Annotated in this window: 22 protein-coding genes and 1 pseudogene; 16 read left to right on the top strand and 7 right to left on the bottom strand. The window is 43.8% G+C overall.

Features of this window, described 5'->3' with window-relative positions:
• Nucleotides 1–40 precede the first annotated feature (40 nt).
• Nucleotides 41–1,597 carry a cohesin domain-containing protein gene (locus tag DW938_RS06860; RefSeq protein ID WP_118124299.1) on the bottom strand — a complete coding sequence of 519 codons (1,557 nt, stop codon included), beginning with the start codon at nt 1,595–1,597 and terminating at the stop codon, nt 41–43.
• Nucleotides 1,598–2,092: 495 nt separating this feature from the next.
• On the opposite strand from DW938_RS06860, the gene DW938_RS06855 reads away from it, so the two are divergent.
• Nucleotides 2,093–3,838, top strand: coding sequence for an SH3 domain-containing protein (locus tag DW938_RS06855; RefSeq protein WP_147342364.1), 1,746 nt, complete (start codon nt 2,093–2,095; stop codon nt 3,836–3,838).
• 50 nt (nt 3,839–3,888) lie between these two features.
• Here DW938_RS06855 and DW938_RS14750 read toward each other — a convergent pair whose 3' ends face one another.
• A complete protein-coding gene (locus DW938_RS14750) occupies nt 3,889–4,062 on the bottom strand; it encodes a hypothetical protein (RefSeq protein WP_022288469.1) in 174 nt (57 codons plus the stop codon).
• A gap of 362 nt (nt 4,063–4,424) precedes the next feature.
• On the opposite strand from DW938_RS14750, the gene leuC reads away from it, so the two are divergent.
• The 9 genes from leuC to DW938_RS06810 all read left to right on the top strand — a co-directional run bounded on the left by leuC (nt 4,425) and on the right by DW938_RS06810 (nt 13,081).
• Nucleotides 4,425–5,687 carry a 3-isopropylmalate dehydratase large subunit gene (gene leuC, locus DW938_RS06850; protein ID WP_118124297.1) on the top strand — a complete coding sequence of 421 codons (1,263 nt, stop codon included), beginning with the start codon at nt 4,425–4,427 and terminating at the stop codon, nt 5,685–5,687.
• A 91-nt stretch (nt 5,688–5,778) separates the two neighbouring features.
• Nucleotides 5,779–6,168 carry a hypothetical protein gene (locus DW938_RS06845; protein ID WP_022288467.1) on the top strand — a complete coding sequence of 130 codons (390 nt, stop codon included), beginning with the start codon at nt 5,779–5,781 and terminating at the stop codon, nt 6,166–6,168.
• A gap of 27 nt (nt 6,169–6,195) precedes the next feature.
• Nucleotides 6,196–6,675 carry a 3-isopropylmalate dehydratase small subunit gene (gene leuD, locus DW938_RS06840; protein WP_022288466.1) on the top strand — a complete coding sequence of 160 codons (480 nt, stop codon included), beginning with the start codon at nt 6,196–6,198 and terminating at the stop codon, nt 6,673–6,675.
• Nucleotides 6,676–6,748: 73 nt separating this feature from the next.
• Complete coding sequence (locus tag DW938_RS06835; RefSeq protein ID WP_118124296.1) at nt 6,749–7,423, top strand: hypothetical protein; 675 nt, start codon at nt 6,749–6,751, stop codon at nt 7,421–7,423.
• Nucleotide 7,424: 1 nt separating this feature from the next.
• Entirely contained in the window at nt 7,425–8,507 is a 1,083-nt protein-coding gene (leuB, locus tag DW938_RS06830; protein ID WP_117876236.1) for a 3-isopropylmalate dehydrogenase, read from the top strand.
• A gap of 34 nt (nt 8,508–8,541) precedes the next feature.
• Nucleotides 8,542–9,507 carry a PP2C family serine/threonine-protein phosphatase gene (locus tag DW938_RS06825; protein WP_118124295.1) on the top strand — a complete coding sequence of 322 codons (966 nt, stop codon included), beginning with the start codon at nt 8,542–8,544 and terminating at the stop codon, nt 9,505–9,507.
• A 65-nt stretch (nt 9,508–9,572) separates the two neighbouring features.
• Nucleotides 9,573–11,264 (top strand): biosynthetic-type acetolactate synthase large subunit, encoded by a 1,692-nt coding sequence (gene ilvB, locus DW938_RS06820; RefSeq protein WP_118124294.1) that lies wholly within the window; start codon nt 9,573–9,575, stop codon nt 11,262–11,264.
• A gap of 26 nt (nt 11,265–11,290) precedes the next feature.
• Nucleotides 11,291–11,869 carry a hypothetical protein gene (locus DW938_RS06815; RefSeq protein ID WP_117896267.1) on the top strand — a complete coding sequence of 193 codons (579 nt, stop codon included), beginning with the start codon at nt 11,291–11,293 and terminating at the stop codon, nt 11,867–11,869.
• Nucleotides 11,870–11,926: 57 nt separating this feature from the next.
• On the top strand, nt 11,927–13,081 hold the full coding sequence (locus DW938_RS06810) for an AI-2E family transporter (RefSeq protein ID WP_118124293.1): 1,155 nt from the start codon (nt 11,927–11,929) through the stop codon (nt 13,079–13,081).
• Between the two features lie 222 nt (nt 13,082–13,303).
• Here the strand turns inward: DW938_RS06810 and DW938_RS06805 are convergent, their stop codons facing one another.
• The 4 genes from DW938_RS06805 to DW938_RS06790 form a co-directional block, all read right to left on the bottom strand.
• Complete coding sequence (locus DW938_RS06805; RefSeq protein WP_038670850.1) at nt 13,304–14,983, bottom strand: [FeFe] hydrogenase, group A; 1,680 nt, start codon at nt 14,981–14,983, stop codon at nt 13,304–13,306.
• A gap of 8 nt (nt 14,984–14,991) precedes the next feature.
• Nucleotides 14,992–16,884, bottom strand: a complete 1,893-nt coding sequence (nuoF, locus tag DW938_RS06800) for an NADH-quinone oxidoreductase subunit NuoF (RefSeq protein ID WP_181984384.1) — start codon at nt 16,882–16,884, stop codon at nt 14,992–14,994.
• A 1-nt stretch (nt 16,885) separates the two neighbouring features.
• A complete protein-coding gene (locus tag DW938_RS06795; RefSeq protein WP_022288457.1) occupies nt 16,886–17,362 on the bottom strand; it encodes an NAD(P)H-dependent oxidoreductase subunit E in 477 nt (158 codons plus the stop codon).
• A 316-nt stretch (nt 17,363–17,678) separates the two neighbouring features.
• Nucleotides 17,679–18,653, bottom strand: a complete 975-nt coding sequence (locus DW938_RS06790) for a biotin--[acetyl-CoA-carboxylase] ligase (protein WP_118124292.1) — start codon at nt 18,651–18,653, stop codon at nt 17,679–17,681.
• 206 nt (nt 18,654–18,859) lie between these two features.
• Between DW938_RS06790 and DW938_RS06785 the strand changes: the two genes are divergently transcribed.
• The 6 genes from DW938_RS06785 to DW938_RS06760 all read left to right on the top strand — a co-directional run bounded on the left by DW938_RS06785 (nt 18,860) and on the right by DW938_RS06760 (nt 26,154).
• A complete protein-coding gene (locus DW938_RS06785; protein ID WP_242992430.1) occupies nt 18,860–19,822 on the top strand; it encodes a phospho-N-acetylmuramoyl-pentapeptide-transferase in 963 nt (320 codons plus the stop codon).
• 59 nt (nt 19,823–19,881) lie between these two features.
• On the top strand, nt 19,882–20,973 hold the full coding sequence (locus DW938_RS06780) for a lysylphosphatidylglycerol synthase transmembrane domain-containing protein (protein WP_242992428.1): 1,092 nt from the start codon (nt 19,882–19,884) through the stop codon (nt 20,971–20,973).
• On the top strand, nt 20,970–21,617 hold the full coding sequence (locus DW938_RS06775; RefSeq protein ID WP_242992426.1) for a CDP-alcohol phosphatidyltransferase family protein: 648 nt from the start codon (nt 20,970–20,972) through the stop codon (nt 21,615–21,617). Before DW938_RS06780 ends, DW938_RS06775 begins: the two co-directional genes overlap by 4 nt.
• Before the next feature lie 106 nt (nt 21,618–21,723).
• Nucleotides 21,724–22,596 carry a phosphatidylserine decarboxylase gene (locus tag DW938_RS06770; protein WP_118124289.1) on the top strand — a complete coding sequence of 291 codons (873 nt, stop codon included), beginning with the start codon at nt 21,724–21,726 and terminating at the stop codon, nt 22,594–22,596.
• 42 nt (nt 22,597–22,638) lie between these two features.
• Nucleotides 22,639–24,597, top strand: a complete 1,959-nt coding sequence (pulA, locus tag DW938_RS06765) for a type I pullulanase (RefSeq protein ID WP_118124288.1) — start codon at nt 22,639–22,641, stop codon at nt 24,595–24,597.
• 141 nt (nt 24,598–24,738) lie between these two features.
• A complete protein-coding gene (locus DW938_RS06760) occupies nt 24,739–26,154 on the top strand; it encodes an SGNH/GDSL hydrolase family protein (RefSeq protein WP_118124287.1) in 1,416 nt (471 codons plus the stop codon).
• A 169-nt stretch (nt 26,155–26,323) separates the two neighbouring features.
• On the opposite strand, the pseudogene DW938_RS14975 reads toward DW938_RS06760, so the two are convergent.
• A pseudogene (locus DW938_RS14975) lies at nt 26,324–26,531 on the bottom strand (hypothetical protein); the annotation flags it as partial.

The following is a 26,531-nucleotide window of genomic DNA, read 5'->3' as shown; positions in this document are numbered from 1 at the left end:
AAACGTCCGTTTTTATAGCCAAAAGAAATATATTCGGTTATTATTCTTCGTCCTTTGCGGCAAATCTGTTGAAGATAACTGCAAATATCGCAAAAATAACATATCCTGCGGCAATGACAGTAAGAATGTTCTTTGTCATTTCAACGCCTGTTGACGGATTTACTTTTGAGCTGTCAGCCTGCGATGAGGCCTCGTCAACTATCTGCTGTATCTTTTCTGTTGCCTGTGATTCCGTAAGCTCCTGCGAACTGTCGCCCTCGCTTACTGTAGTAACAGCCGCACCGACATTTTCAGGCTGTCTGGCTGCTGTTGTGGTGGTGCTTTCAGGCTGTGCGTTTTCGTCAGCCTTTGGCTCTGTGCTTGCTGTTGTAGTAGTTGTGGTCGTTGTATCGTCAGCAGGCTTTGGTTCTGCCGCTGTGACCTTTGTAACGGCTGATGTGTCAACTGCTTCCTTGACAGGTGTTACTTCCACGGAAGCTATCTGAAAATCTGCATTTGCCTTTAAGTAATAAAGCTGTACGAAAACCTCGTCACTTGTTCTTGAAGGGTCAAGATCTGAGTATATCCACTGTGCTTCCTCGCCGCCTGTGAGCTTCGTGCTCTGTGCAGACCAGCTTCCGTCTACCAACGCACCGACTGCACCGCTTGCGTTGCCTGATGACTTTACGTTGACCTTTACATTGTAATGCTGAGAATAGTCTGTTATGTAGTCAGAAAGCTTGAAACCGAACTGAAGGGAAGTTTCGCTGTTGAAGTCAGCGTCACCCTGCTTGTGTGTGAAAAGCGGTTCGGACTCAGGCTGTGCAGATGTTACGGTTGTAGTGGCCTGAGTTTCGCTCTTTGCTGTTGTAGTCGTTGTGGTGGTTTCAACAGGCTTTGTCGTAGCTGTTGTAACTTTCTCAGACTTAGCCGTAGCTGTGGTAGTCGCTTCGGACTTGGTCGTAGTCTTTGCTGTAGTCGTCGTTGTAGTTGTGGTCGACTTTGATGTAGTTGTAGCAGCTTCAGCCTTAGATGAAGCAGTCGTAGTGGTCGTTGCAGGAGTTGTTGTGATCTCCTCCCCTGCGCTGACAGTGAGCGGTGAACCCTCTGTAGGTGCTGAGTATGAAACTGACTTGTATCCACCGTCAGCTTCCGCCACCATTGTTTCAACCTCTACCCAATAGTTTATCTTGCCTGTTACGCCGTCCTTTACCTTGAAAGTCGCAAGGGCAAGGTCTGTGCTGTCCTTTATGTTAGAACCTGTAAGGTTTGCACCGACTATTTTTATAGTGCCTGATGAAGCAACATAGTTGGTTATAACAGAGAATTTGCTTCCCACATTGTATGTACTCTCGCTCTCCTCATCGGTCGGCACATATACTGTTACCTTTGACGGGTCATAATGCAGGTCTATAGTGAAGCCTGCAACGCCTGTTTTATCAGGCTCAAGGCTCGCTTTTACGTTTATGCTGTCGCCTGCCTGTGCAAAGTTCTTGTCGCTTGTGAGCTTTATCTCGTTTCCGCCCGATGCACTAGCCACTGTGGAAACAATGCTCGTGAGCATAAGAAACGCTGTTGCCACCGACAGCACCACCTTGTTTATTTTCAGTTTTTTCATTTGATACCTCCGTTGCAAAATCGTGTTTTTCTGTCAGTATTTTGCTCTTGATTAATTTTGTTTACTATTGTTTTGTCTTTGATTTGTAATATTTCATCATAAAATATTACAAGTTCTGTTACCTTTGTCGTAATAGGATTATATCACAATATAAAGTAACACGTCAATAGTCAAAACAGCGAAAATAAGCATATTTTTTTGGATATATTTATAATGAGAGCTTTTGCGTCACAATATGTATGTACCGATCAACAGCAAAGCCACTAAATAGGCTGTAATAAATCTGTAACTTTTAAGTGGAAGCTGCATTTTACTAAATGTAAATTTTTTATGAATCAAAAAGACTGTTGACAAAGCGCTGAGAAATGTACTATAATGAGGGTGAAGTTTTGTACTTGATACAGAAAAATGTACAAACCAATGTGTGTAAAAATAAGGACTTATACATAGGCGTGCCTTGTTGCGGTATTGCCTATATCTTCTGAGGTGAACGAGTTGATAAAAAAGATTATTTCATATATCCTGTCGTTTGCTGTTGCAGCGTCAATGGCGGCTTCATGTTTGACAGCTTCAGCGGCAAATATGACGGGAAGCTGTACGGCAGACGTTCTGAATGTTCGCAGCGGTGCAGGCACAGGCTATTCTAAAACAGGCACAGTAAGCTATGGCGACAGCCTGACTATACTTTCCGAAACCACCGACTCAAGCGGTGCGAAATGGTATAAGATATCATGCGGCAATGTGACGGGCTATGTTTCGGCGGCATATGTTCAGCTGACATCAAGCGGTTCGCAGAGCAGTTCTGACGCTGATTTTGAGAGCTATATGACAAAGCAGGGCTTTCCTGAAAGCTATAAACCATATCTGCGAAAGCTCCATGAACAGCACCCAAAGTGGATATTTACCGCACAGAAGCTTGGCGTGAATTGGAACACTGCGTTAAAGGAAGAATGTGTTGTGGGCAGAAACCTTGTCCACTCGTCGGCACTGGCTTCATGGAAGTCAATGGAAAAGGGTGCATATGATTTTAACGGCGGTTATTGGTATGGGCTTGACGGCTCGTGGGTGGCGGCTTCAAAAGAGATAATAATGTATTATATGGATCCGAGAAATTTTCTCAACGATACATACATTTTCATGTTTGAAAATCAGTCATATGATCCTTCTTATCAGACGGAAAGCGGTGTAAAAACTATTCTTGCAGACACTTTTATGAGCGGAAGCTACACTTGTCCTGACACAAAGAAAAAGTATACATATTCGCAGACCTTTATGGACGCTGCAAAGAAATCGGGCGTTTCACCTTATCACCTTGCTTCGAGGTGCAGGAACGAGCAGGGCGTAAATGGTGCGCCGCAATCCCTTGGTACTGTGAAAGGCTATGAGAATTATTTCAACTTCTTTGACATTCAGGCTTATGCGACCTCCACCATGACAGCCGCAGAAATGGGCTGTAAGTATGCAAAAACTACTAATCCGACTTATCTTCTTCCTTGGACAAATCAATACAAGTCCATAGTGGGCGGCTCGATATTCTTAGGCACAGGCTACATAACAAAGGGTCAGGATACCCTTTATCTGCAAAAATTCGATATGGTAGACGGCGGAAACGGTCTTTATTACCACCAGTATATGACCTGCGTTTTCGGTCAGGCAAATGAAGCCATAAGCCTAAAAAACGCCTATTCTCAGGATATTTTGAACAGTGCAATGGAGTTCAAGATACCTGTTTACAACAATATGCCTGATAAACTTTGTCCAAAGCCTACAAGCAGTGGAGATAACAACAATTATCTTAAATCTCTCAGCGTTTCAGGCACGAGCATTTCACCAAAATTCGATAAGTTCACCACAAGCTATACTGCCAAAGTCAATGCGGAGGTTTCTTCTGTTACTGTTAATGCAAATCCGCTGGGCAAAAGTGCAAAGGTGTCTGGAAAGGGCAAGGTGAGCCTTAAAACGGGCGAGAATACCATCAAGGTCACCTGCACAGCGGCAAGCGGTGTAAAACGGACGTACACCATAAAAATAACAAGAAAAGCCGCTTCACAGACCCTGCAGCAGGGAGACGTGAATGGTGACAAGTATCTGACAGTTGTGGACGCTTTGCTCATGCTGCGTTACAATGCAGGCAAGACGCAGCTTGATTCCGCTCAGCTAAAGCGTGCGGATATGAACGGTGATGGAAAGGTCGATGTTATCGACGCTCTTACGCTGCTGAAAAAGATAAGTCAGAGTTAAAAATGCCAAAAACAGGAGCGTTACCACCATGGTACGCTCCTGCATAAGGGCTATTTCATCATCATTGAAATGCCGTCCATTACGTCACCGATAGCTCTGATAGCACGTCCTGTGCGGCTTTTGAGCATTTTCTTTTCGCTTGATGTCGCCTCTGTGACTGCATAAGCCACTGTTCCTGCGGCTATCGCCATTGAAACGCCTGTTATCATTGACTTCATCTTCATTGCTGTTTCCTCCTTTTTTCTTTGTAATATTATTTTTCGCAGAAAGAGAACAGCTATGCCATGCAAATGAAGTCAAGAGGGCTGACGGTATTTTCCCGTGAATGTTAGTATTTTGTGATGTTGTGAAAGATATTTCAGTTGATACGCAGTGCTATTGTTTAAAATGTGATTAAAATTTTCGCATTTTATATGTAAATGTAAAAGAGATATGTTCATATCTCAAACGTTTAGTATAAATATTATTCATAGATATATAATAAATATGTATTTGCATTAACATCAAAATAGTGGTATAATAAATGGGTATAAAAAATAAAGGATCTTGGTATGCTCTGAGATCTGATAGTAAGGAGTAATATTAAATGGGTATGACAATGACTCAGAAAATTCTGGCAGCCCACGCAGGTCTTGACGAAGTCAAGGCAGGTCAGCTTATAATGGCGAACCTTGACCTGGTTCTCGGCAACGACGTTACGTCACCTGTGGCTATAAACGAGTTCAATAAAGCGGGCTTTACAGATGTTTTCGATAAGAATAAGGTCACAATGGTCATGGATCACTTTGCACCTAACAAGGATATCAAATCCGCTACACAGTGCAAGACCTGCCGTGATTTTGCTTCAAAGTATGACATAAAGAATTATTTCGACGTTGGCGATATGGGCATTGAACACGCTCTGCTTCCTGAAAAAGGACTTGTCGCTCCAGGCGACTGCGTTATCGGTGCTGACTCACATACTTGTACATATGGTGCACTTGGCGCATTTTCAACAGGTATCGGCTCAACAGATATGTGCGCAGGCATGGCAAAGGGAAAGACTTGGTTCAAAGTTCCTGCCGCTATCAAGTTCAATATCGTAGGCAAGCTTCCAAAGTATAGTGCCGCTAAGGACGTTATACTTCATATAATCGGCATGATAGGCGTTGACGGCGCACTTTACAAGTCTATGGAATTTTCAGGCGATGGTCTGAAAAACCTCTCCATGGAGGACAGGCTTTGCATGGCTAACATGGCTATCGAAGCAGGTGCAAAGAACGGCATATTTGCAGTTGACGATGTTACACTTGATTACATCAAGGATAAGGTAGACAGAGAATATAAGATATACAAGGCTGACGATGACGCTGAGTATGAGGCTGAATATACTATCGACCTCAGCCAGATAAAGCCTACAGTTGCTTTCCCGCATCTACCTGAGAATGCAAGAACATTTGACGATATCCCGGAGGTCAAGATAGATCAGGTGGTCATCGGCTCATGTACGAACGGAAGAATAGAGGATCTGAGATGTGCCGCTGAGATACTTGACGGCAAAAAGGTGGCAAAGAACGTTAGATGTATCGTTATCCCTGCCACACAGAAGGTATATATGCAGGCCATGAAAGAGGGTCTGCTGGAGATATTCATAAATGCAGGCTGTGCGGTTTCTACACCTACCTGCGGTCCATGTCTTGGCGGACATATGGGTATTCTTGCAAAGGGCGAAAGAGCCGTTGCAACAACAAACAGAAATTTCGTGGGACGTATGGGTCACCCAGAATCAGAGGTTTATCTGGCTTCACCTTACGTTGCCGCCGCTTCAGCTGTGACAGGCAAGATCTCACAGCCGTCGGAAGTTATGTGATATTCGGGGAGAAAATCAGCTGACAGATCTTGCGTTGGGGGAATAATTGATATGCGGCATGACCGCATGTATGACTTGGGAGCGAGAACAGATGAAAAATTATCTTAGGGAAATATTCTCCGATATACTTCTTAGTATTGTTACAAAGAAGTACGGAACTTCACTAAATGACTATCAGCGTGAGGAGAAGGCTGACGAGATCATTCAGGAACTCCATGACAAAAATACATTTACCGTGGAAATGACGCAGGCTCTTATTGACAAGAAGGGCTTCAATACCTTTTATACCTCCAATATCGGGGGTACACCTGTGTATGCTCTCGTTAAAGAGGGAATGTTCCACAAGGTAAAGATCTGCTATTTTATTACAAGAAACAAGGATACTATAGACGGCCCGTATCTTGAAAAGATATATGAAGAGCTTAGAAAACAGGCGATAGGAGAAAATATATTCCATTCGTCAGAGTTCAAGCAGGGCTGATAAAGTTTGACGAAAGGGGTTTTCATAATGAAAGCTTGCGGAAAAGTACATAAATACGGGGATAACGTAGACACAGACGTTATTATCCCTGCAAGATACCTCAACACACCTGATATGCAGGAGCTTGCACAGCACTGCATGGAGGATATTGACGTTGACTTTGCAAAGAACGTTCAGAAGGGCGATATAATGGTAGCAAAGAGCAATTTCGGCTGCGGTTCATCAAGAGAGCATGCGCCTGCTGCTATCAAGGCGAGCGGAATATCCTGTGTTATCGCAAAGACATTCGCAAGAATATTCTACAGAAACGCTATAAATATCGGACTTCCTATCATCGAGTGCGAGGAAGCTGCTGAGAAGATAGATAACGGTGACGAGGTGGAGATAGATTTCGACAGTGGCGTTATCACAAACAAGACCAAGAATGAGACTTATCAGGGTCAGTCGTTCCCTGAGTTTCTTATCAATATCATCAACAGCAATGGTCTTCTTAACTCACTTAAATAAGATATTTTGAAGCTTTAAGGGGGATCTCTCAAAAGGGGTCGCCCTTGAACTGTTTCTATGAAGGGGTGAAGCTATGAAAGCTAAAAAGCTATTTGCGGCACTTACAGCAGGGGTAATGCTGGTGTGCAGCGCAGGCTGCTCGAAAAAAGAGGAGAGCAGCGGTAAATTTGAATACAGCAGCAAGGATTTTCTGCCTTTTATGGTAATGGTGGACGGCAGCAAGATAGACCTGACCCTAAGCTCTGCAGAGATAAACAGAAAGCTTGGCGGCAGTTTTGCAAGGGGAACTGCTTCAAACAGCAGTATAGTGCTTGTGGAAAAGGACGAAAAGACCGATAAAAAAGGCGTTACAACAAAGACCTTTGCCTGCAATAAGCCTGAGATAAATGGTGCTGGATTTTCCACTTTCAACGGACTTTGGGCAAATATAGACGAAGCAAGCATAGACAGCACTGTTTCACCCAACAGCATAAAGGTCAAAGGCTCTGACGGTTTGTCTTACTACTGGTCATATTATATGGACGGCGAGGAGATAGACTATAGTCAGGTGAACTTTGACGGCACTGATACGGCGGACAGTTATATGCAGTATCAGCTCAAAGGCATGGCTGCTGACGATTATTGCAAAAAGAAGCTTATTGACGGCGAGTGTTCGGTCTATACAGGCATTTTGTTCATGACAGCCGAAAAGCAGAGCTATTCCTGCGAGATAAGCGTTTCGACTTTAAATTCTGAGGAGGAAAAATAACATGGAAAAGAAAATAACAGTTATAAAGGGCGACGGGATAGGCCCTGAAATAGTGACAGAAGCACAGAAGGTCCTCGACAAGGTTGCTGAAAAGTTCGGTCATAAGTTTGTTTATACTGATATCCTTATGGGCGGCTGTTCTATAGATAAATATGGCGTTCCGCTTACAGACGAGGCTGTCGAGATAGCAAAGAACTCAGACGCAGTTCTGCTTGGCTCTATTGGCGGAAATACTTCCACTTCACCATGGTATAAGCTTGCTCCGAACCTCAGACCTGAAGCCGGACTTCTGAAAATAAGAAAAGAGCTTGGTCTGTTCGCTAACCTGCGTCCTGCAAATCTTTATCCTGAGCTTAGAGAAGCTTGCCCTCTTAAGGACGATATAATCGGCGACGGCTTCGACATGATGATAATGAGAGAGCTTACAGGCGGTCTGTATTTTGGTGCAAGAAAGACAGAGAACGTTGACGGCGTTGAAACTGCCGTTGATACTCTTACATATAACGAGAACGAGATAAGAAGAATTGCTATCCGTGGCTTTGACATCGCCATGAAGAGAAGAAAGAAAGTTACAAGCGTTGATAAGGCTAACGTTCTTGATTCTTCAAGACTTTGGAGAAAGGTAGTAAACGAGGTAGCTAAGGATTATCCAGAAGTCGAGCTTGAGCATATGCTCGTTGACAACTGCGCAATGCAGCTTGTAAGAGATCCTAAGCAGTTTGACGTTATCCTTACAGAGAATATGTTCGGTGATATCCTTTCAGACGAAGCCGCTATGATATCAGGCTCACTTGGTATGCTGGCTTCCGCTTCACTGAATGACACAAAGTTCGGTATGTATGAGCCTAGCCACGGCTCTGCACCTGATATCGCAGGACAGGATAAGGCTAACCCTATCGCAACTATCCTTTCAGCTTCAATGCTTCTGAGATTTTCTTTCGATATGGATAAGGAAGCAGACGCTATCGACAATGCTGTCAAGAAAGTCCTTGAAGCAGGCTACAGAACAGGGGATATCATGTCAGAGGGCATGAAGCTCGTTGGCTGTAAGGAAATGGGCAGTCTTGTTGCAGATATGATATAACAGCACGATACCAGTTTTCAGACGGTGATAATAAATGTATTATTATATTTTCGGAATAACAGACAAGGGAAATTACCGTGAACAGAATGAGGACTGCATTTTAATAGACCACGAGGTCATCAACAGCGGCAGCTATGAATCAACTGTCGCTGCTCCTTTTATTGCAGCCGTTTGCGACGGCGTTGGTGGAGAAAATGCAGGAGAGGTCGCCTCGGAGCTTTGTTTAAGGCATCTTTCCATTCTTGAATATAATTCAGGGGTGGATATGAAAAGAACGCTTATTGATGTTCACAACAAAATAAAAAAGCAGGGCGTAAGGGCTGAAAACGCTGCAAATATGCAGACCACCCTGTGTTGCCTTGCGGTGGACGAGGAAAGCAGAGCAATGTGCATAAACGTTGGCGACAGCAGAATGTACCGCTATGTGAACGGCACTATCAGGCAGATATCCGTTGACCAATCCTATGCACGATATATGTATGAGCATGGCAGGATAGAAGATGTGTCAGAGCTTGAGCCACAGTATCAGAATGCCATAATATCTTCTATCGGCAGCACTCTCAATGAACCTGATGTGGCACAAACACCATTGGTGGCTGATTTTGGCAAAGAGCCTGACGATATGATAATCATAGTGTCAGACGGCGTGTCGGATTACGTTTCTGAGGAAGAAATGGTGGTGGGGCTTGGTCTTGACCTTTCTGTTTCTGAAAAGCTAGGCGCTATAATGGAGCTTGCTCTCACAAACGGCGGAACTGACAATGTTTCCGTTGTGGGCATAAAGCCTTATCTTGACGATCATGAGCTTAAAACGCTCACAGCAAAAAAGGCTGTGGAAAAGACAGTGAGTGTGCAGGATATGCTTGAAAGTCAGAAGCCTGAAAATGCGGAAACTGTGGAGGAAAAGAAGCCTGACGAGCAGGCAAAGCTTTTCTCTGATACGGTGGACGAGCTTATGAGCCAAATGAATGAAAGTATTGACTTTTTAAAGCAGATATAGTATAATCATATATTGATATATTTTTATGATTTTAGATGTATTTTGTAATTTGGAGGAAATAAAAAATGTTGAAAGAGTTACGTGGCTCAGACGTTATAATTGAATGTTTGCTGGAGCAGGGCGTCGATACAGTGTTCGGTTATCCGGGCGGAGCAGTTCTAAACATATATGACTCGCTGTATAAATATTCTGATAAGATACACCATGTTATCACCGCCCATGAGCAGGCTGCCTGCCATGCGGCTGACGGATATTCAAGAACAACAGGCAGAACGGGCGTTGTTATCGCAACTTCAGGTCCGGGTGCTACGAACCTTGTAACAGGTATCGCCACAGCTTATATGGATTCTATCCCTATGGTGGCTATCACAGGAAACGTAACAAGAGATCTGCTTGGTCTTGACTCTTTTCAGGAGGTAGATATCTGCGGGATAACAATGCCTATCACAAAGCATAACTACATTGTGAAAGACCCTGCGGAGCTTGCTGACATTATCAGAGAAGCTTTCTATATTGCAAACGAGGGCAGAAAGGGTCCTGTTCTTATAGATATACCAAAGGATATCACAGGCGCACTTATGGTTTATGAGAAGAAAGAGCCTAAGAGGGTAGTAAATCATAATCCTGAGGGCATAAACGAGGAGATAGCTGCTGCGGCAGAGCTTATAAAGAATGCTGAGAAGCCTTTTATCTATGCAGGCGGCGGAGTAGTTTCAGCTGACGCAACAGAAGAAATGGCTGAGTTCGTAAGAAAAGTGGACGCACCTGTTTCATTGTCACTTATGGGTCAGTGCGCACTTGACAATACTAAGGACTGCTATATCGGTATGCTTGGTATGCACGGCACAAAGACAGCCGCTATGACGCTCAGCGAATGTGACCTTATGATAGTTCTCGGATCAAGATTTTCCGACAGAGTTCTTTGCAACGCTAAGACATTTGCAAAGGATAAGAAGATCATACATATTGATATAGACCCTGCCGAGATAGGCAAGAATATTGACGTTTACAGCCATGTTATTGGGGACGTTAAGTATATCCTTGCAAAGCTTTGCGAGCTTCTTCCTGATATGAAGCACGAGGCTTGGATGAATACTGTTATGGATTGGAAAAAGCAGTATGCACTGAGAATGGTGCCTATCGAGAGCGAGGACGAGGTGCTTCCGCAGGACGTTATCGAGGAGCTTGACAGACTTACAGACGGCAAAGCTATCATCTCCACAGAAGTCGGTCAGCATCAGATGTGGGCTGCACAGTATTATAACTTCAAGTGTCCAAGAAGCTTTGCTTCAAGCGGCGGACTTGGTACAATGGGCTACGGCTTTGGCGCGGGAATGGGCGCAAAGGTGGGCAACCCTGACAGAACTGTAGTAAACATCGCAGGCGACGGAAGCTTCTTCATGAACTGCAACGAGCTTTCTTCACTTGCAAAGCATAAGATACCGCTTGTTGAGCTCGTTTTCGAGAATGACGTTCTCGGAATGGTAAGACAGTGGCAAAGACTTTTCTACGGCAAGAGATTTTCTCAGACTAACATTGAAAGAGGAACAGACCTTATGAAGCTTGCCGACGCATTTGGCGTTGAGGGCGTAAGGATAACAAAGAAATCTGAGATAAAGCCAATGCTTGAAAAGGCACTCAAATGCGGTAAGCCTTGCCTTGTGGACGTTATCATCAACAAGGATATAAACGTTCTTCCAATGGTACCTGCCGGCGCAGACGTTTCACAGCCGATAATGAATATCGAACTTGATTAAGAAATCGAAATATAGGGGGTAATAAAATGGTAAAATATCCAAATGCCGCAAGCGGTATCAAAAAGGTGTTTCTGGCAAAGATCATAGGTGTTATAGGAGTTCCGCTTGCTTTTATACCGGGGATAGGCGCACTTCTTTTGATGACTTGTACCGTAGCCGCAACTATTTTCAACGTATGGGGAATACTTGAAGCTTCAAAAGACCATAATGGTTATCAGACAGCTCTTGTTTTCACAGTGGCTGATCTTATCTTTTCAATAGTTGACACATTTATTGACAATAATGCGATATCAAGTGTTCTGAGTTTTGCCGGCAATGTAATGAACATAGCGGTGCTTTACTATATCTGCAAATCAACGGGCGACCTGCTCAGGGACGTGAAGAACTACGGCCTTGCAAACAAGGGCGACCATGTGTGGAATGTAAACAAGACCTGCCTTATTGTCATGGCAGTGTGCCTTGTGGTGGCGTTTATCCCGATACTGAACATTCTCGCTGCAATTACATCACTGATAGTCGCTGTTGTGACTATCTATGCGTCTGTGGTATATCTGATCTATCTCTATCAGAGCGGACAGTATCTCAGCCTTAACACTAATTTCTAAGCGATTTGAGAGCTGTACGGCAAAGGCTGTACAGCTCGTTTTTGTAAGGAGAAACTAATGAAATTCACAAAAAAATTCAAAGAAAATGCAGCCCTTGTGGTTCTTGGCGTAGTGCTTTTTTGGGGATTGACCAACTATGATAAGTTTTTTAGACTTCTGGGCGTAATGATCGGTGTCTTGAAGCCTGTTATATTTGGCTGTATAATCGCATTTATCCTGAATGTGCCAATGTCAGGCATTGAAAAGAGGCTTTTTAAGAAGCCTAAAAAAGAGAAATATGCCAAAACTGTGGAAACGCTGAAAAGACCATGCTCGATAGTGCTGACCTTTCTGCTTTGCCTAGGCGTTGTGGCACTTGTGTGCTGGCTTATTATTCCTGCACTCATAAAGACTTTCTCTCAGCTTTCAGACGATATCCCAGTACTTATTTCAAATATTTCCAACAAGCTCAACAATTCCCCTGAGATAGCAGGGTGGCTTGACAGAATGAATATAAGCACTGCTGATATTATCGATAAGGTTACAAGCTGGCTTAAAGACGGCGTTGTGATCTTGAATACACTCAGTTCAACAGTAAGCTTTGTGACAGATCTTTTCTCAGGTCTTGTGAACTTCTTCTTGGGAATCTGCTTTGCAGTCTATATGCTTGCCGCAAAAGAGCGGCTCAAAGACCTGTGCAAGCGCATAAGCTGTGCTTTTCTCAGCACTCGTATCACCGACCGCATAAGCCGTATATGCCGTCGCTCTATCGACACTTTTGCGAACTTTCTTGTGGGTCAGACCACGGAAGCCATTATCCTCGGCTCCCTTTGTGGTATTGGTATGGCTATCTTCCGTTTCCCGAATGCGGTGCTTATTGCCATACTCGTTGCCTGCACTGCACTTATCCCTATTGTGGGAGCTTTTCTTGGTTATGTGGTGGGATTCCTGCTTATATGCGTGACGGATTTCAAGCAGGCTGTGCTGTTTTTGTTGTTCATGTTCATTATTCAGGCTATTGAGGGCAATCTTATCTATCCAAAGGTGGTAGGAAACTCGGTTGGTCTGCCGTCACTATGGACACTTTTCGCTATCACCATAGGCGGAAACCTCTTTGGCATATTCGGAATGTTCATTGCTGTGCCTGTGTTCTCTGTTATATACTGCACTCTTGGAGAGATAGTGAACTGCAGAAATGAAAAGAGAGCTGTCAAGGTGGAGAATATATCATAATAAAATAATCCGTCAAAAAAAGGCTGCACAATTTCGTGCAAACTTGAGCTTATTGACAACGTCCTAAATAAGCGGGACGTCGAGGGCGCCGTCCCCTACAATTTATGTAAATACGCTGTTCATATGTTGGGGCGACCTCAGATTGCCCCTTTATTATAGTTTTTCGACACACAAAAAAGGCTGCACAATTTCGTGCAGCCTTTCGCTATTTATGCTATTTTGTCATTTTACATAGCTTACATGAAGCAGTTCATGCTCTCTGCCCTTGAGGATACCCTCATAAAGCTTATCCATAAGCGGATTTTCTTCTGAACGCTTCAAAGTGCAAAGCTTGTCAGCATTGTAAAGATTAACACTGCGCTCTTTCTTCTCGTCGATAGTAGCCTTTGGCTGACCAGCGCCGCCTATACAGCCGTTTGGACAAGCCATAACTTCGATAAGGTCGAAATGCTCGCCAGCTTTCATTCTGTTCATTATGACCTCAACATTGCGAAGTCCGTTTACAACGCAGACCTTGATAGCCTTGTCGCCAAGAGGTACTTCAAGCTCCTTTATGCCCTCGAAGCCTCTTACGCCCTCGAATGCAAGATTTCTCAGGGAAGCAAGCGATTTGTCTGTGGAAACACGTCTGATAACGGCTTCTGTTACACCGCCTGTTACACCGAAGATAACACCTGCGCCTGTCATAGTGCCGAACGGCATATCAACAGCTTCCGGCTCTATTTCGTTGAACACGATACCGGCTTCTTTTATCATCATGATAAGCTCCTGAGTTGTGATGACAAAATCAACCAGTGGTTTGCCGTTCTCGTCCTTGAACTCATCTCTTGCGGCTTCGCCCTTTTTGGCAGTGCAAGGCATAACAGCAACAGAAAGTATCTTCTTGCCCTCGCCCTTGAACTTCTCGTTTATTACGGAAGCAAACATCTGCATTGGCGAGCGGCAAGTGGAAATGTTAGGCAGTATCTCAGGATACTCGTTCTCAGCATACTTTATCCATGCAGGACAGCATGATGTGAACAGCGGGAGCTTTCCGCCGTTTGCAAGCCTGTCTGCAAACTCCTTTGACTCCTCCATAACAGTGAGGTCTGCGGCTGTAGATGTGTCAAAAATGTAGTTGAAGCCTATTCTTCTAAGTGCTGCAACTATCTTGCCCATAACGTTCTCACCGTTGTAGCCGAACTCTTTTGCCACTGCAACTCTTACAGCCGGAGCTACCTGAGCCACTGCAATAGTGTCTTCCTGATTAAGCTCTTTCCAAAGCCTGTGGCTGTCGTTCTTTATGATTATAGCGCCTGTTGGACAGACTGCCGCACACTGACCGCAGCCAACGCAGTTTGAATCGCCTATAGGCTTGTCAAATGAGCAGGCGACCTTCATTTTTGAACCTCTGAATGCAAAATCTATTGCACCAACATTCTGTACCTCGTTGCACACTCTTACGCAGTCACCGCAGAGGATACACTTGTTGGCGTCCCTGGTGATAGATACAGAAGAATCATCGATACAAGGCTTGGACTTTGGATTGTCAAAACGTACCCTGTGGATATCAAATCTTGCTGCAAGCTCCTGCAATTTGCACTTGCCGTTTTTATCGCAGGTCGTACATTCGCCGCAGTGATTTGAAAGAAGAAGTTCCAATATCATCTTGCGGTATTTTCTCAGCCTTGGTGTGTTTGTGTATATCTCCATACCGTTTCTCGGAGGAGTTGAGCAAGCGGCTTCCATGCCGCCCCACTTGTTTTCCACCATGCACATTCTGCAAGCACCGTATACTGAAAGCTCAGAATAGTAACAGAATGTAGGAAGCTCGATGCCTGCCTTTCTGATAAGCTCAAGCAGATTTTTTTCACCGTTTATAGCAACGGGGATATTGTCGATTATCATAAACTCTTTATTCATAGCTAAAATTAAACCTCCTTGACAGCTTTGAAATGGCAGTTGGAAATACAAGCTCCGCACTTTATGCACTTAGAGGTGTCGATCTTGAACGGCTTTTTGATCTCGCCGCTGATCGCACCCACAGGACAGACTCTTGAACACTTTGAACAGCCCTTGCATATCTCAGGGTCGATCTGATATGTCACAAGCTTCTTGCAGTTGCCTGATGGACACTTCTTATCTCTTATGTGAGCTTCATATTCCTCACGGAAGTTTTTTATTGTAGATACAACAGGGAATGCAGCCGTCTTTCCAAGACCGCAGAGAGCAGTTGAGGAGATAGTGTCGGCAAGCTCAAGAAGCAGTTCGATATCCCCCTCCTGACCGTTACCATTTACGATACGCTCAAGTATCTCAAGCATTCTCTTTGTACCTTCACGGCACGGAACGCACTTTCCGCAGGACTCGTTCTGGGTGAAATTCATGAAAAATCTTGCAACTTCTACCATACAGGACTTATCGTCCATAACAACAAGTCCGCCTGAGCCGATCATAGCACCGACTTTTTTCAGCGAGTCAAAGTCAAGCTGGATATCGAGGTTAGGCGTAACAAGACAGCCGCCTGACGGACCGCCTATCTGAACAGCCTTGAACTTTCCGTCACCTCTCATGCCGCCGCCGATATCGAATATTACCTTTCTGAGAGAAGTTCCCATTGGCACTTCAATAAGACCGGTGTTCGAGATGTTGCCAGTAAGAGCGAAAGCCTTTGTTCCAGGGGAGTTCTCAGGGCCTATGCTCCTGAACCATTTTGCACCGTTGTTGATGATAACAGGCACGTTAGCCAGAGTTTCAACGTTGTTGAGAACTGTAGGCTCGTTGAAAAGGCCATGTTCAACAGTTCTTGGCGGCTTAACTCTAGGCATACCACGCTTGCCCTCGATAGAAGCCGTCAGGGCAGAGCCTTCACCGCAAACAAATGCGCCTGCACCACGGTTTATATGTATTCTGAATGAGTAATCTGTGCCGAGTATATTGTCACCAAGCAGACCAAACTGCTCAGCCTGTGCGATCGCACCTTTAAGACGTGATACTGCCAGCGGATATTCCGCACGAACGTAGATATATCCCTCTTTTGCGCCTGTTGCGATACCGGCTATCATCATGCCTTCAAGAAGTCTGTGTGGGTCGCCCTCCATGATAGAACGATCCATAAATGCGCCAGGGTCGCCCTCGTCACCATTGCAGACTATGTATTTTGTAGGGCTTTTCTGCTTTGCAACGCTTTTCCACTTTCTGCCAAGAGGGAATCCTCCGCCTCCACGTCCACGAAGATTAGATTCTGTCATTTCGTTGAGGATATCCTCAGGTGACATATCGAGAAGTGCCTTTTCAAAGGCTCTGTAGCCGCCTATAGCAAGATATTCCTTTATGGAAGTAGCGTCAATGTGACCGCAGTGTTCAAGGACGATACGCTGCTGCATCTTATAGAATGGTATTTCTGACTGCTGGCGATATATTTCACCGTTTTTCTTGTAGCATAGTCTTTCAACGCACTCGCCATTGCAGATAGTCTTGTCAACTATCTCGTCAACATCGTCAAGCTTCACCTTGGTGTAAAGCCAACCCTCCGGCTCTATTCTAACAAGTGGACCCATTTCGCAGAAGCCGTGACAGCCACTTCTTTTTACGCCAATAGCGCCCTCGTGAATATCATCATCGTGTGGCTCGTCAGCAAGTGCTACCACGCACTCCAATCCCTTTGCGGAGATAGTTTCTATAAGCTTCTGGTATATGTTCAGCGAACCGCCTGCAACACAGCCTGTACCTGCGCAAACAAGCACTTTTCTAGACTGCTTGTCAACAAGCTTACCATACTGTTCACGAGCGTTGTCAAGATCGTATTTCGTTTTCAGCAGCATATTATTCAGCCTCCTTTTCTCTCAGTTCCTTAAGCAGAGCCGCAGCCTTGTCAGGATTCATCTCAGGATGAACAACATCATTCACAGTGAGAACAGGGGCAAGTCCACAAGCACCAAGACATGAAACAGTTTCCACTGTGAACATCAGGTCGTCAGTAGTGGTTTTCTTCTCGCTAAGACCAAGCTCTCCTCTGAGATATTCGAGAATAGGTATAGATTTTCTTACATGACAGGCAGTGCCGTCACAACATTTGATAACGTATTTGCCCTTTGGCTCGAGAGAAAAATTCTCATAAAAGGTCGCAACGCTGTATATTCTTGCTTCGCCTGTGCCAAGCTTTTTTGCAAGATATGGGAATATTTCCTTTGGAAGATAGTGATATATCTCCTGAATATCCTGCAATATGGCTATGACCGCTGTTTTTTCATGATTTTCAAGAATTTTGTCGATCGGTGAATAATCAAATTCTTTTGTCATAAAATTTCCTCCATATAATTAAAGTTAAATTTGATTACAAAGTCAATAATCAAGACATACTGTCAACTATAATTATATACTATATGACACAAAATGAATAATGTTTTTATTTACATGGGATATATATAATTAGAATAAGCATTGACTAACTTGTAGAAATACACATAAACGAAAACGTTTATATAGTTATAATGCATAAAAAATCGAGCCATTTCTCAATGACTCGACCTGCTGATACTATTTGATAAACTGAATTAATTATAAAAAATCATAGCCGTTTGTTTCATTAGATATACCTAACATTTCGTATATTATGTTAAGCCTTGCGAATACTTATCTCTCCTGAGGAAATATATTCTTCTCTGCCGTCCTCATATCTGACGTGCAGACGGCAGTCCTCATCAGCCCCAAGCATTGTGGCAGGAGTTTTTTCGCTTCCTCTTATGACGTTTATCTTCTCGCCTACCCACAGCAAGCGTTTTCTGTATTCCGGGTAAAAGCTGTTTTCTTCAAAGCTGTCATAAAGACGCATGAAATTGTTTATTATCTCTGCGGCTATCCTGTTTCGCATATCGCTTTTTCTTTCGTGGAATATCGGTCCTGCGATATCTCTTATTGCCTCAGGAAAACCGCCTTCCGGCTCGTAGGTGTTCACACCGATACCAAGCACAGCGTAGTCAAGTCCGCCGCTTTCCATGCTGAAAGAAGCCTCCGTGAGTATTCCGCATATCTTCCTGCCGTTTATGTAAATGTCGTTAACCCATTTTATGTCAGGCTTCTGATTGCTGACCTTCTCCACTGCAAGGGCAACTGAAACTGCGGCAGCAGTGGTTATCTTAACAGCGTCAGCCGCAGCCATGTCAGGGCGGAGAAGAATGCTCATGTAAAGTCCCGAATCAGAGGGCGAGAAGAAAGAACGTCCAAGCCTTCCACGCCCCTGCGTCTGCATACCTGCAATGACTATCCTGCCCTCGGGCACGCCCTGATTTGCATAGTCTTTGAGTACCAGATTAGTGGAGCTTACTTCCTTGTATACCTCTATTTCAAGCCCCTGACGGTCAGGGTCAAGATATTTTTTTATGCCTGCAAGGGAAAGTATATCGGTGTTTTCATCAAGGGAATAGCCCTTGTTCGTCACCGCAGAGATAGGGTAGCCGTTTTCCTGCAAAGCTTTCACAGCTTTCCAAACAGCCCCACGGGTACAGCCAAGCGTGTCAGCAAGCTGTTCGCCTGAAAGATATTTGCCCTTGCTATCGTCGAGAAGTTCCAGCACTTTGTCTTTTATTGCCATAAAAATGCCTCCTTATTGAGATCATTATAGCACAAAAGGTCAAAGTGTTCAACCCTCACCCTAAAAAATTCCTAGCCTACTCCACATTAAGAAACCATTAAGAAAAAATTGTGCAAAATGACGGATAATAATATTTGCATTTTGCACAGCTATGTTGTATAATATAATAGTATATGTATGAATTGAAACAGAAAAGGACGATGACAATGTTTTATAACCTTTTGGCTAAGACTAATAATACTACATTGGTGCTGCTCGTGCCGATGCTGTGCAGTTTTCTGATCGCATTTTTCAGCTTGAAATTTTTCAAACGTATTTTGCCTAAAGATCAGGGCAGAGCGTTCGCTGTGAACGGTGCACTTTCTGAGGGCAAGCCTCGTGGCGCAGGAATTATCTTCGTGACTTCCTTTACACTTTGCACAGCACTTTTTTATCCTCTCGATATCGAGAACATAATCTATCTCGTGCTTGTGTATGCTGCCATGCTCAGCGGATATTTTGATGATGCCGCCGAAACTCCTTGGGGCAACCTGAAAAAGGGTCTTATTGACCTTGTCATATCTCTTGGCATTGCGTTTACATACTATTTTTATAACGGCTCGCAGGTGAAGCTTTATATCACAAATTCCACTTTCACTATCCCTGCGCCGCTGTTCATCATCCTTGCAGGCGTCCTCGTTTGGACGGCTATAAACGTTACAAACTGTACAGACGGCGTTGACGGGCTGTGCGGTTCATTGGTCATGACAGTTCTTCTGCCACTTGCATTTATGGTGACAAAGAGCGGTGCGGCTGATATGCTCCTTCCTATGATAATGTTCGTGACGCTTGCGGCTTATCTGTGGTTCAACTGCTCACCTAGCCAGATGCTCATGGGTGACGCAGGCTCGAGAGCGCTGGGCGTTTTCCTTGCGGTGATGTTCTTAAAAACTGCCGCACCGTTCGCATTTATCCCTATGGCTATAGTTATCATACTTGACGGCGGACTCGGACTTCTGAAGCTTTCTTTCAGACGTTTCCTGAAAATAAAGAATTTTATGGAGGGCATAAGAACTCCTCTTCACGACCATGCAAGAAAGAACAAGGGCTGGTCTGATACTCAGGTAGTAATAAGATTTACAATTTTGCAGATAATAGTAAATCTGTGCTTTATGGCATTCGTGCTGTAAAAAATATGTGTGGGACAAAAACGGTCTGACCTTTTAATGGACAGGCTGAAAATTCGGAGATGATGAAAATAAAAAAGAACCTGAAATATGTTCTTAATATATTCTTTATTGTGGTCATAGGCTGGCTGACAGTAAGACTGCTTTTCAGAGGAGAAGAATTTTCCGACATAGTGGCAGATCTTCACCTTGCAAAGAAAAGCTGGCTTGCAGTGGGTGCTGTGTGCGTGTTCTGCTATGTGGCAGGGGAGTCGGTCATAATAAAGTATATGCTGAGGCTTTTTGAAGTAAAAACTCCTTTCAGGCGTTGTTTGAAATACTCGTTTATAGGCTTTTTCTTTAGCTGTATAACGCCGTCTGCTTCCGGCGGACAGCCTGCGCAGATGTATTACATGAAGAAAGACGGCATAAAGATAGGCTTTTCCACCTTGATAATGCTTATCATCACCATAGCTTTCAAGGCTGTGCAGGTGCTTCTTGCAGTGGCGTTCCTGCTTTTCAACTTTGGCTTTATAAAGATTCATGTGGGACGGCTTTGGTGGCTTCTGCTTATCGGCTTTATACTGAATATCGCCTATATCGCAGGGCTTGTGTTTATTTTCTATAAGCCTTTGTGGGCGAGAAAAATGGGCATAAAGCTTATAAATCTTCTGACACGCATAAGGATACTCAAAGAAAAGAACAACGAAAAATACATAAACAAAATAAAGCGTATCTGCGACAATTACATGATCGGTTCGGAATATATAAAGAGCAATGTGCATACTGTGATAAATATTTTTCTTATCACACTGGTGCAGAGACTGTTCCTGCTGGCTGTCACATGGATAGTGTATAAGTCCTACGGCCTTAGCGGAACAAGTTTTTGGAATATTATCGCACTTCAGACTATGATAGGCGTTGCAGTTGAAATGCTGCCATTGCCTGGCGCGGCAGGCGTAACAGAGGGCTGCTTCACATATATGTTCAGTAGCATTTTCACCGCAGAGCTTGTAAAGCCTGCAATGCTACTGAGCCGTGGACTCAGCTTCTATTTACTGCTGATAATGAGCGCATTGGTAACGTTCGTGGCTCATTTTATCGTTATGAGGAATGATAAGAAGAATAGTCTTGAGGGGTCGCAGGAAGTTAAAAAAGAAGTCGAAAAAGAATGAGAGGAAAAGAAAAAATGATCGGTTTTTATAATTATTCGGTAATACTCACATACATAGGACTTGTTTCGTCAGTGTTCGGGATCACTCAGGTCTTTGAAAATCATATGTCCATAGCCTTTCTCTGCCTGCTTCTTTCGGGTATCTGCGACCTTTTTGACGGCAAGATAGCAAGAAGCATGAAAAACAGAACAGAGCATGAAAAGGTCTTCGGCATACAGATCGACTCGCTGTGCGACCTTGTTTGCTTCGGTGTTTTCCCTGCTGTCATAGGCTATCACTACAATTCAGTTTATCCGCTTCGTCTTATCGCAAGCATTATGATAGTTCTTGGTGCTGTTATCAGACTTGGCTACTTCAACGTTATGGAGGAAGAGCGTCAGAGAAACACAACAGAGAACAGAAAAGAATATAAGGGTCTGCCTGTTACAACAGTTGCTATGATACTTCCTCTGCTGTTCATGGGTCAGCACAATATACCGAGAAATATTTTTCCATTTGTTTTCCATAGCTTTATGATACTTATTTCAATACTCTTTGTATTGAAAATAAATGTCAAGAAGCTTTCCATGAAGGGCGTGCTGATACTCTTTACTATAGGTGCGATAATCCTTCTCGGCTATCTTAAAATGCAGCATATAATCTAAGATAAAAGTTACCTGAATGGGAAATGTTTTTGCCGGACAGGTGTGTGAAAAACAGGACGTCGGGTGTGTCGTCCCTACAATAATGTAAATAAAAGGAGAGAAACAGATGAAATATCGTGACAGACAGGGTAGAGAATACGAACAGACCACATCTCAGGATAGCTTTCTTGCGGCTGCCTACAGCTCGGCAATGGGCAGGGCGCTTATGAAATTTCTCGGCTGTCCGATATTTTCAAAGTGTGCAAGAGTGATACTTGACAGCAAGTTCTCAGTGCCTTTTATTTTCGGCTTTGCAGAAAAAAACGGAATAGATATGTTTGACTATGAGGAAAGAATGTATCGCTCATTCAATGATTTTTTCACAAGAAAAATAAAGCCTGGCAGACGTTTTATCACTAAGGACAAGAATCTGCTTGTTTCACCTTGTGACGGCAAGGTGACTGCTTATAAGATAACACAGTCTGATACCTTTATTATAAAGAACGCAGTGTATAATACCGCCTCGCTTCTCAGGGACAGCAAGCTTGCAAAGCGTTATGAGGGTGGCTATGCAGTTATCATCAGACTTTCAGTGGACGATTATCACCGTTATTGTTATTGTGCAGACGGTGTAAAGAGCCACAACAGAAAGATAAATGGTATCCTTCACACTGTGAACCCTGTGGTGAACAATTATCTGCCTGTTTTCAAGGAAAATTCCAGAGAATATTGCATGATAAGAACGGAGCAGTTCGGAGATATTATTCAAATGGAAGTCGGTGCTCTTATGGTGGGCAAGATATCAAATCTGCACACTGAGGGCGGCGTAAAGGTCACAAAGGGCGAAGAAAAGGGATATTTCGAGTTCGGCGGCTCAACTATCCTGCTGCTTCTTGAAAAGGACAAGGTAAAGCTTTGCGATGACCTGCTTAAAAATACGAGGGAGGGCTTTGAAACTAAGCTTCTTCAAGGCTCGGTGCTTGGCGAAAGTCTGAAGTAAAAATATCTAAGAAGTAAAAAACATAGGCAAGGGGCATGGTTGATGTACAGATTGAATTATGAACAGTTCGACAGAGATAATCAATATATAGGAAACGATCTGGGTGCGGTCATGAAAGAGGGCAAAACTGTATTTAAAACATGGTCGCCGCTTGCAACGGGAGTTTATCTTAATCTGTATCTTGACGGCGAGGGCAAAAGCCGTCTTGAAAGCCTGCCTATGGAAAGGCTTGACCACGGTGTTTGGTATGTCGAGATACTCCGTGACCTTGACGGCGTTTTTTATACCTATACATTTGAGTTCGATCACAAAACAAGGCATGAAACTATAGATATCTATGCAAAAGCCTGCGGAGTCAACGGAAACGTTGGTGCGGTGGTGGATTTCAAGACCACCGACCCTGAGGGCTGGGACAAGGTCAAGAAGCCTAAGTGCAGAAATGCCTGCGACGCAGTGGTGTATGAGTGCCACGTCAGGGATTTTTCTGCGGACAGTTCATCAGGCGTTGCTCCTGAGCATAGAGGTAAGTATGTGGCTTTTGCCGATAAGGGTACGAAATATCAGGGCGTGAACACCTGTATCGAGCATCTCAAAGAGCTTGGCATAACCCATGTTCATCTGCTTCCTGTGGAAGATTATGCCACTGTGGACGAGAGCAAGCCTTGGCTCAATCAATATAACTGGGGTTATGACCCTAAGAACTTCAACTGCCTTGAGGGGTCATATTCCACAGACCCTTATGACCCTAAGTGCAGGATAAGAGAGTTCAAACAGCTTGTTATGGCACTTCACGAGAACGGCATTGGCGTTGTAATGGACGTGGTATACAATCACACTTACTATACCGAGGAGTCTGCCTTTGAGCGTTCTTTTCCATATTATTATCATAGGATAAGAAATGACGGCTCATTTTCAAACGGCTCGGGCTGTGGAAACGAAACGGCTTCAAACCATATGATGATGAGAAAATTCATGATAGATTCTCTCAGATTTTGGGCAACGGAATATAAGATTGACGGCTTCCGCTTTGACCTTATGGCGCTTCACGATATTGAAACTGTGAACATCATAAGGGACGAGCTTAACAAGATAGATCCTCAGATACTAATGTATGGCGAGGGCTGGACGGGAGGAGAGTCACCGCTCCCTGCTGACAGGCTTGCATATAAATGGAATTCATATCAGTTTGGAAGAGTTGGACTTTTCAACGATAACATCAGAGATTCCATTAAGGGCGGTACTTTCAATCCATATGACAAGGGCTTTGTCAGCGGAAACAGAAATGCGGCTTCTACTCTAAGGCGTGGTATAGCCGGCTCTGTGCCACACTATCAGATAAATGACGCAAAAGAAGCTTGCTGGGCTTTTGAACCTACTCAGGCGGTGAATTACTGTGAGGCTCATGACAACAATACTTTGTGGGACAAGCTTTGTATATCGGCAAAGAATGACAGTGAGGACGTAAGGATAAAAATGGACAAGCTTGCGGCGGCTATAGTGATACTTTCACAGGGCATGCCGTTCATACAGCTTGGTCAGGATTTTCTTAGGTCAAAGCCGAGGATACTCAAAGAGGGCGAAGAGCCAAACGATGTGAATATCTATTCCCATGACAGCTACAATGCGCCTGACTACACTAACTCCATAAAGTGGAACAGGAAGCTTGAATATAAAGAGGTCTTTGAGTATTACAAGGCTCTTATAAGGCTGAGAAAGGGAAGTCCGCTTTTCCGAATGAACACTAAAGAGGACGTGAACGCACATCTTCATTTTATGCACAATGACGATTGGAACTGCGTAAGCTGGAAGCTTGAAAAAGACGGAGAATGCTATGTTATCGCACTTAATCCTTACTACGAGAACAGGGTCTTCGGTCTGCCTGAGGGAAGCTTTTATCTCAGGCTTGACGAAAACGGCAAGATGAACAAACAGCCTGTTTCAAGCAGCTTTGTCTGTCCACCGCTGTCGGCTGTGGTTTATAAGAGGATAAAGAATATTTAACAGCCCTGTTAATAAAATGACGGATAAATATTAACAATAAATTAATGCATATATCTTACAGATAGAGTATAATTAAATTATTAAGTTGAGAAATATTAAGGTGAAAGACTCAAAAACCTTAAAAACGGAGGAAATCATAGTATGAAGAAGTTTTTTGCAGGCTTTTGTGCTGCAGCTATTGCAGCAGGCTGCATGGGAATGACAGCCATGGCAGACACAGAAGCAACGGACAAGCTCACCTCTTATGAGGCAACAAGCGACAATGTTAAGCTTATCGGTCGTACTTACAGAAAGGGCGACACAACGATACTTGGCTATTCTGCAAGCGGTATCGAGTTCAAATGCACAGGCACAAAGGCTGTTTTCAATGTAAACGGCAGCGTAGGTGAGGCAAGAATTGGCGTATTTGTAAACGGCAAGCTTGTTAAGCAGGGCTACATAAAAAATAAGAAGACAAACGCAGTTGAGGTAGAGCTTCCTGAGGGCGAAAGCACAGTTAAGCTCATAAAGCTTTCAGAAGCTGCACAGAGCGTTATCGCAATTGACAGCTTTGAGGTAGACGGCAAGCCACAGCCAACAGAGGCAGCAAAGCATTCTATCGAGTTTATTGGTGACTCTATCACTTGTGGATACGGCGTTGACGATCCACTTGGAAAGTCATTTTCTATCTACAACGAGAACGCCGCAAAGACATATGCTTACAAGGCAGCACAGAATTTTGGTGCTGACTACAGCTTTGTATCAGTAAGCGGAGCAGGTGTGATCTCTGGTTATTCAGGCAACGGCAAGGTAAATGACGCACTGCTTGTGCCAAATTTCTATGATAAGTTCTGCTTTACATGGAGCTGGTTCGACGGTGAACAGACAGCTAATTATGATTGGGATTTCTCACAGTATCAGCCTGAGCTTATCGTTGTAAATCTTGGTACAAACGATAACTCATACACAAAGGGTGACCCTGATAAGTGTGCTGAGTTTGAAAAGGGCTATGTAAATTTCCTCAAGGAGATAAGAGCTAAGAATCCAAATTCTGAGATACTTTGTACACTCGGTATTATGGGACAGGAGCTTTATCCTTCTATTACAGATGCAGTTGACACTTATAAGACTGAAACAGGCGACAGCAAGGTATCAGTTTTCCAGTTCAGCGTTCAGGACAGCGAAAACAATGGTTATGCAGTTGACTATCACCCATCAGCTGTTTCACAGAAGACAGCAGCTTATGAGCTTACATATGCTATTGAAGGCATTTACGGCTGGGAGAGAGTTGAGTTGGTTAACGACGGCGTTGACGAAATGACAAAGGACGACGATGTTGAGTTCAATAACGTTGTTGAGGAGTCGTCAAGTGAGGAGAGCAGCGAGAGCAAAGCAGAGGAGTCTTCTTCCGAGGCTTCTTCTGAAGCAACAAATGACAGCAGCGCAGCGGCTTCATCATCAAAGACAACGACAAATCCTAACAGCACCACAAACCCTAATACAGATGCGGCAATGGGCATAAGTATAGGTCTGGCAGCACTTGCAGGTGCAGCTATGGTGGTTTCTAAGAGGAAGTAATAAAGTAGATATTTACACCGCACAGAGGTAAGACTTTGTGCGGTGTTTTTTATATGGTCGGTCGTAACATTTCAGGGTGGCTTTGCCGACAAAATGTACGCTTTAACGTAAAAAAAACTCCCCCATGCAGAAACCCTCTGCATGGGGGAGTTTTCATAAACGATAAAAATTACTTCTTAGTAGTCACACTCTTTGAAGCCGACCAAGCGCCATAATACTTAGTACCCTTTACCGTTGTATACGAACGAACACGAACATAATATTTCTTTTTGCCTGAAAGCTTTGAAATAGTGGTCTTGTCGGTCTTTTTATTTGTTATTGTGACTTTCTTTGCTCTTGTGAACTTTGAGTTGGTAGCGTATTGTATCTCGTATCCA

This window comes from Ruminococcus sp. AM43-6 (genome assembly GCF_003461785.1).
Classification (GTDB): Bacteria; Bacillota; Clostridia; order Oscillospirales; family Ruminococcaceae; genus Hominimerdicola; species Hominimerdicola aceti.
The sequence above is the reverse complement of the archived record's forward strand: the minus strand, read 5'-3'. Positions and strand labels throughout refer to the sequence as shown.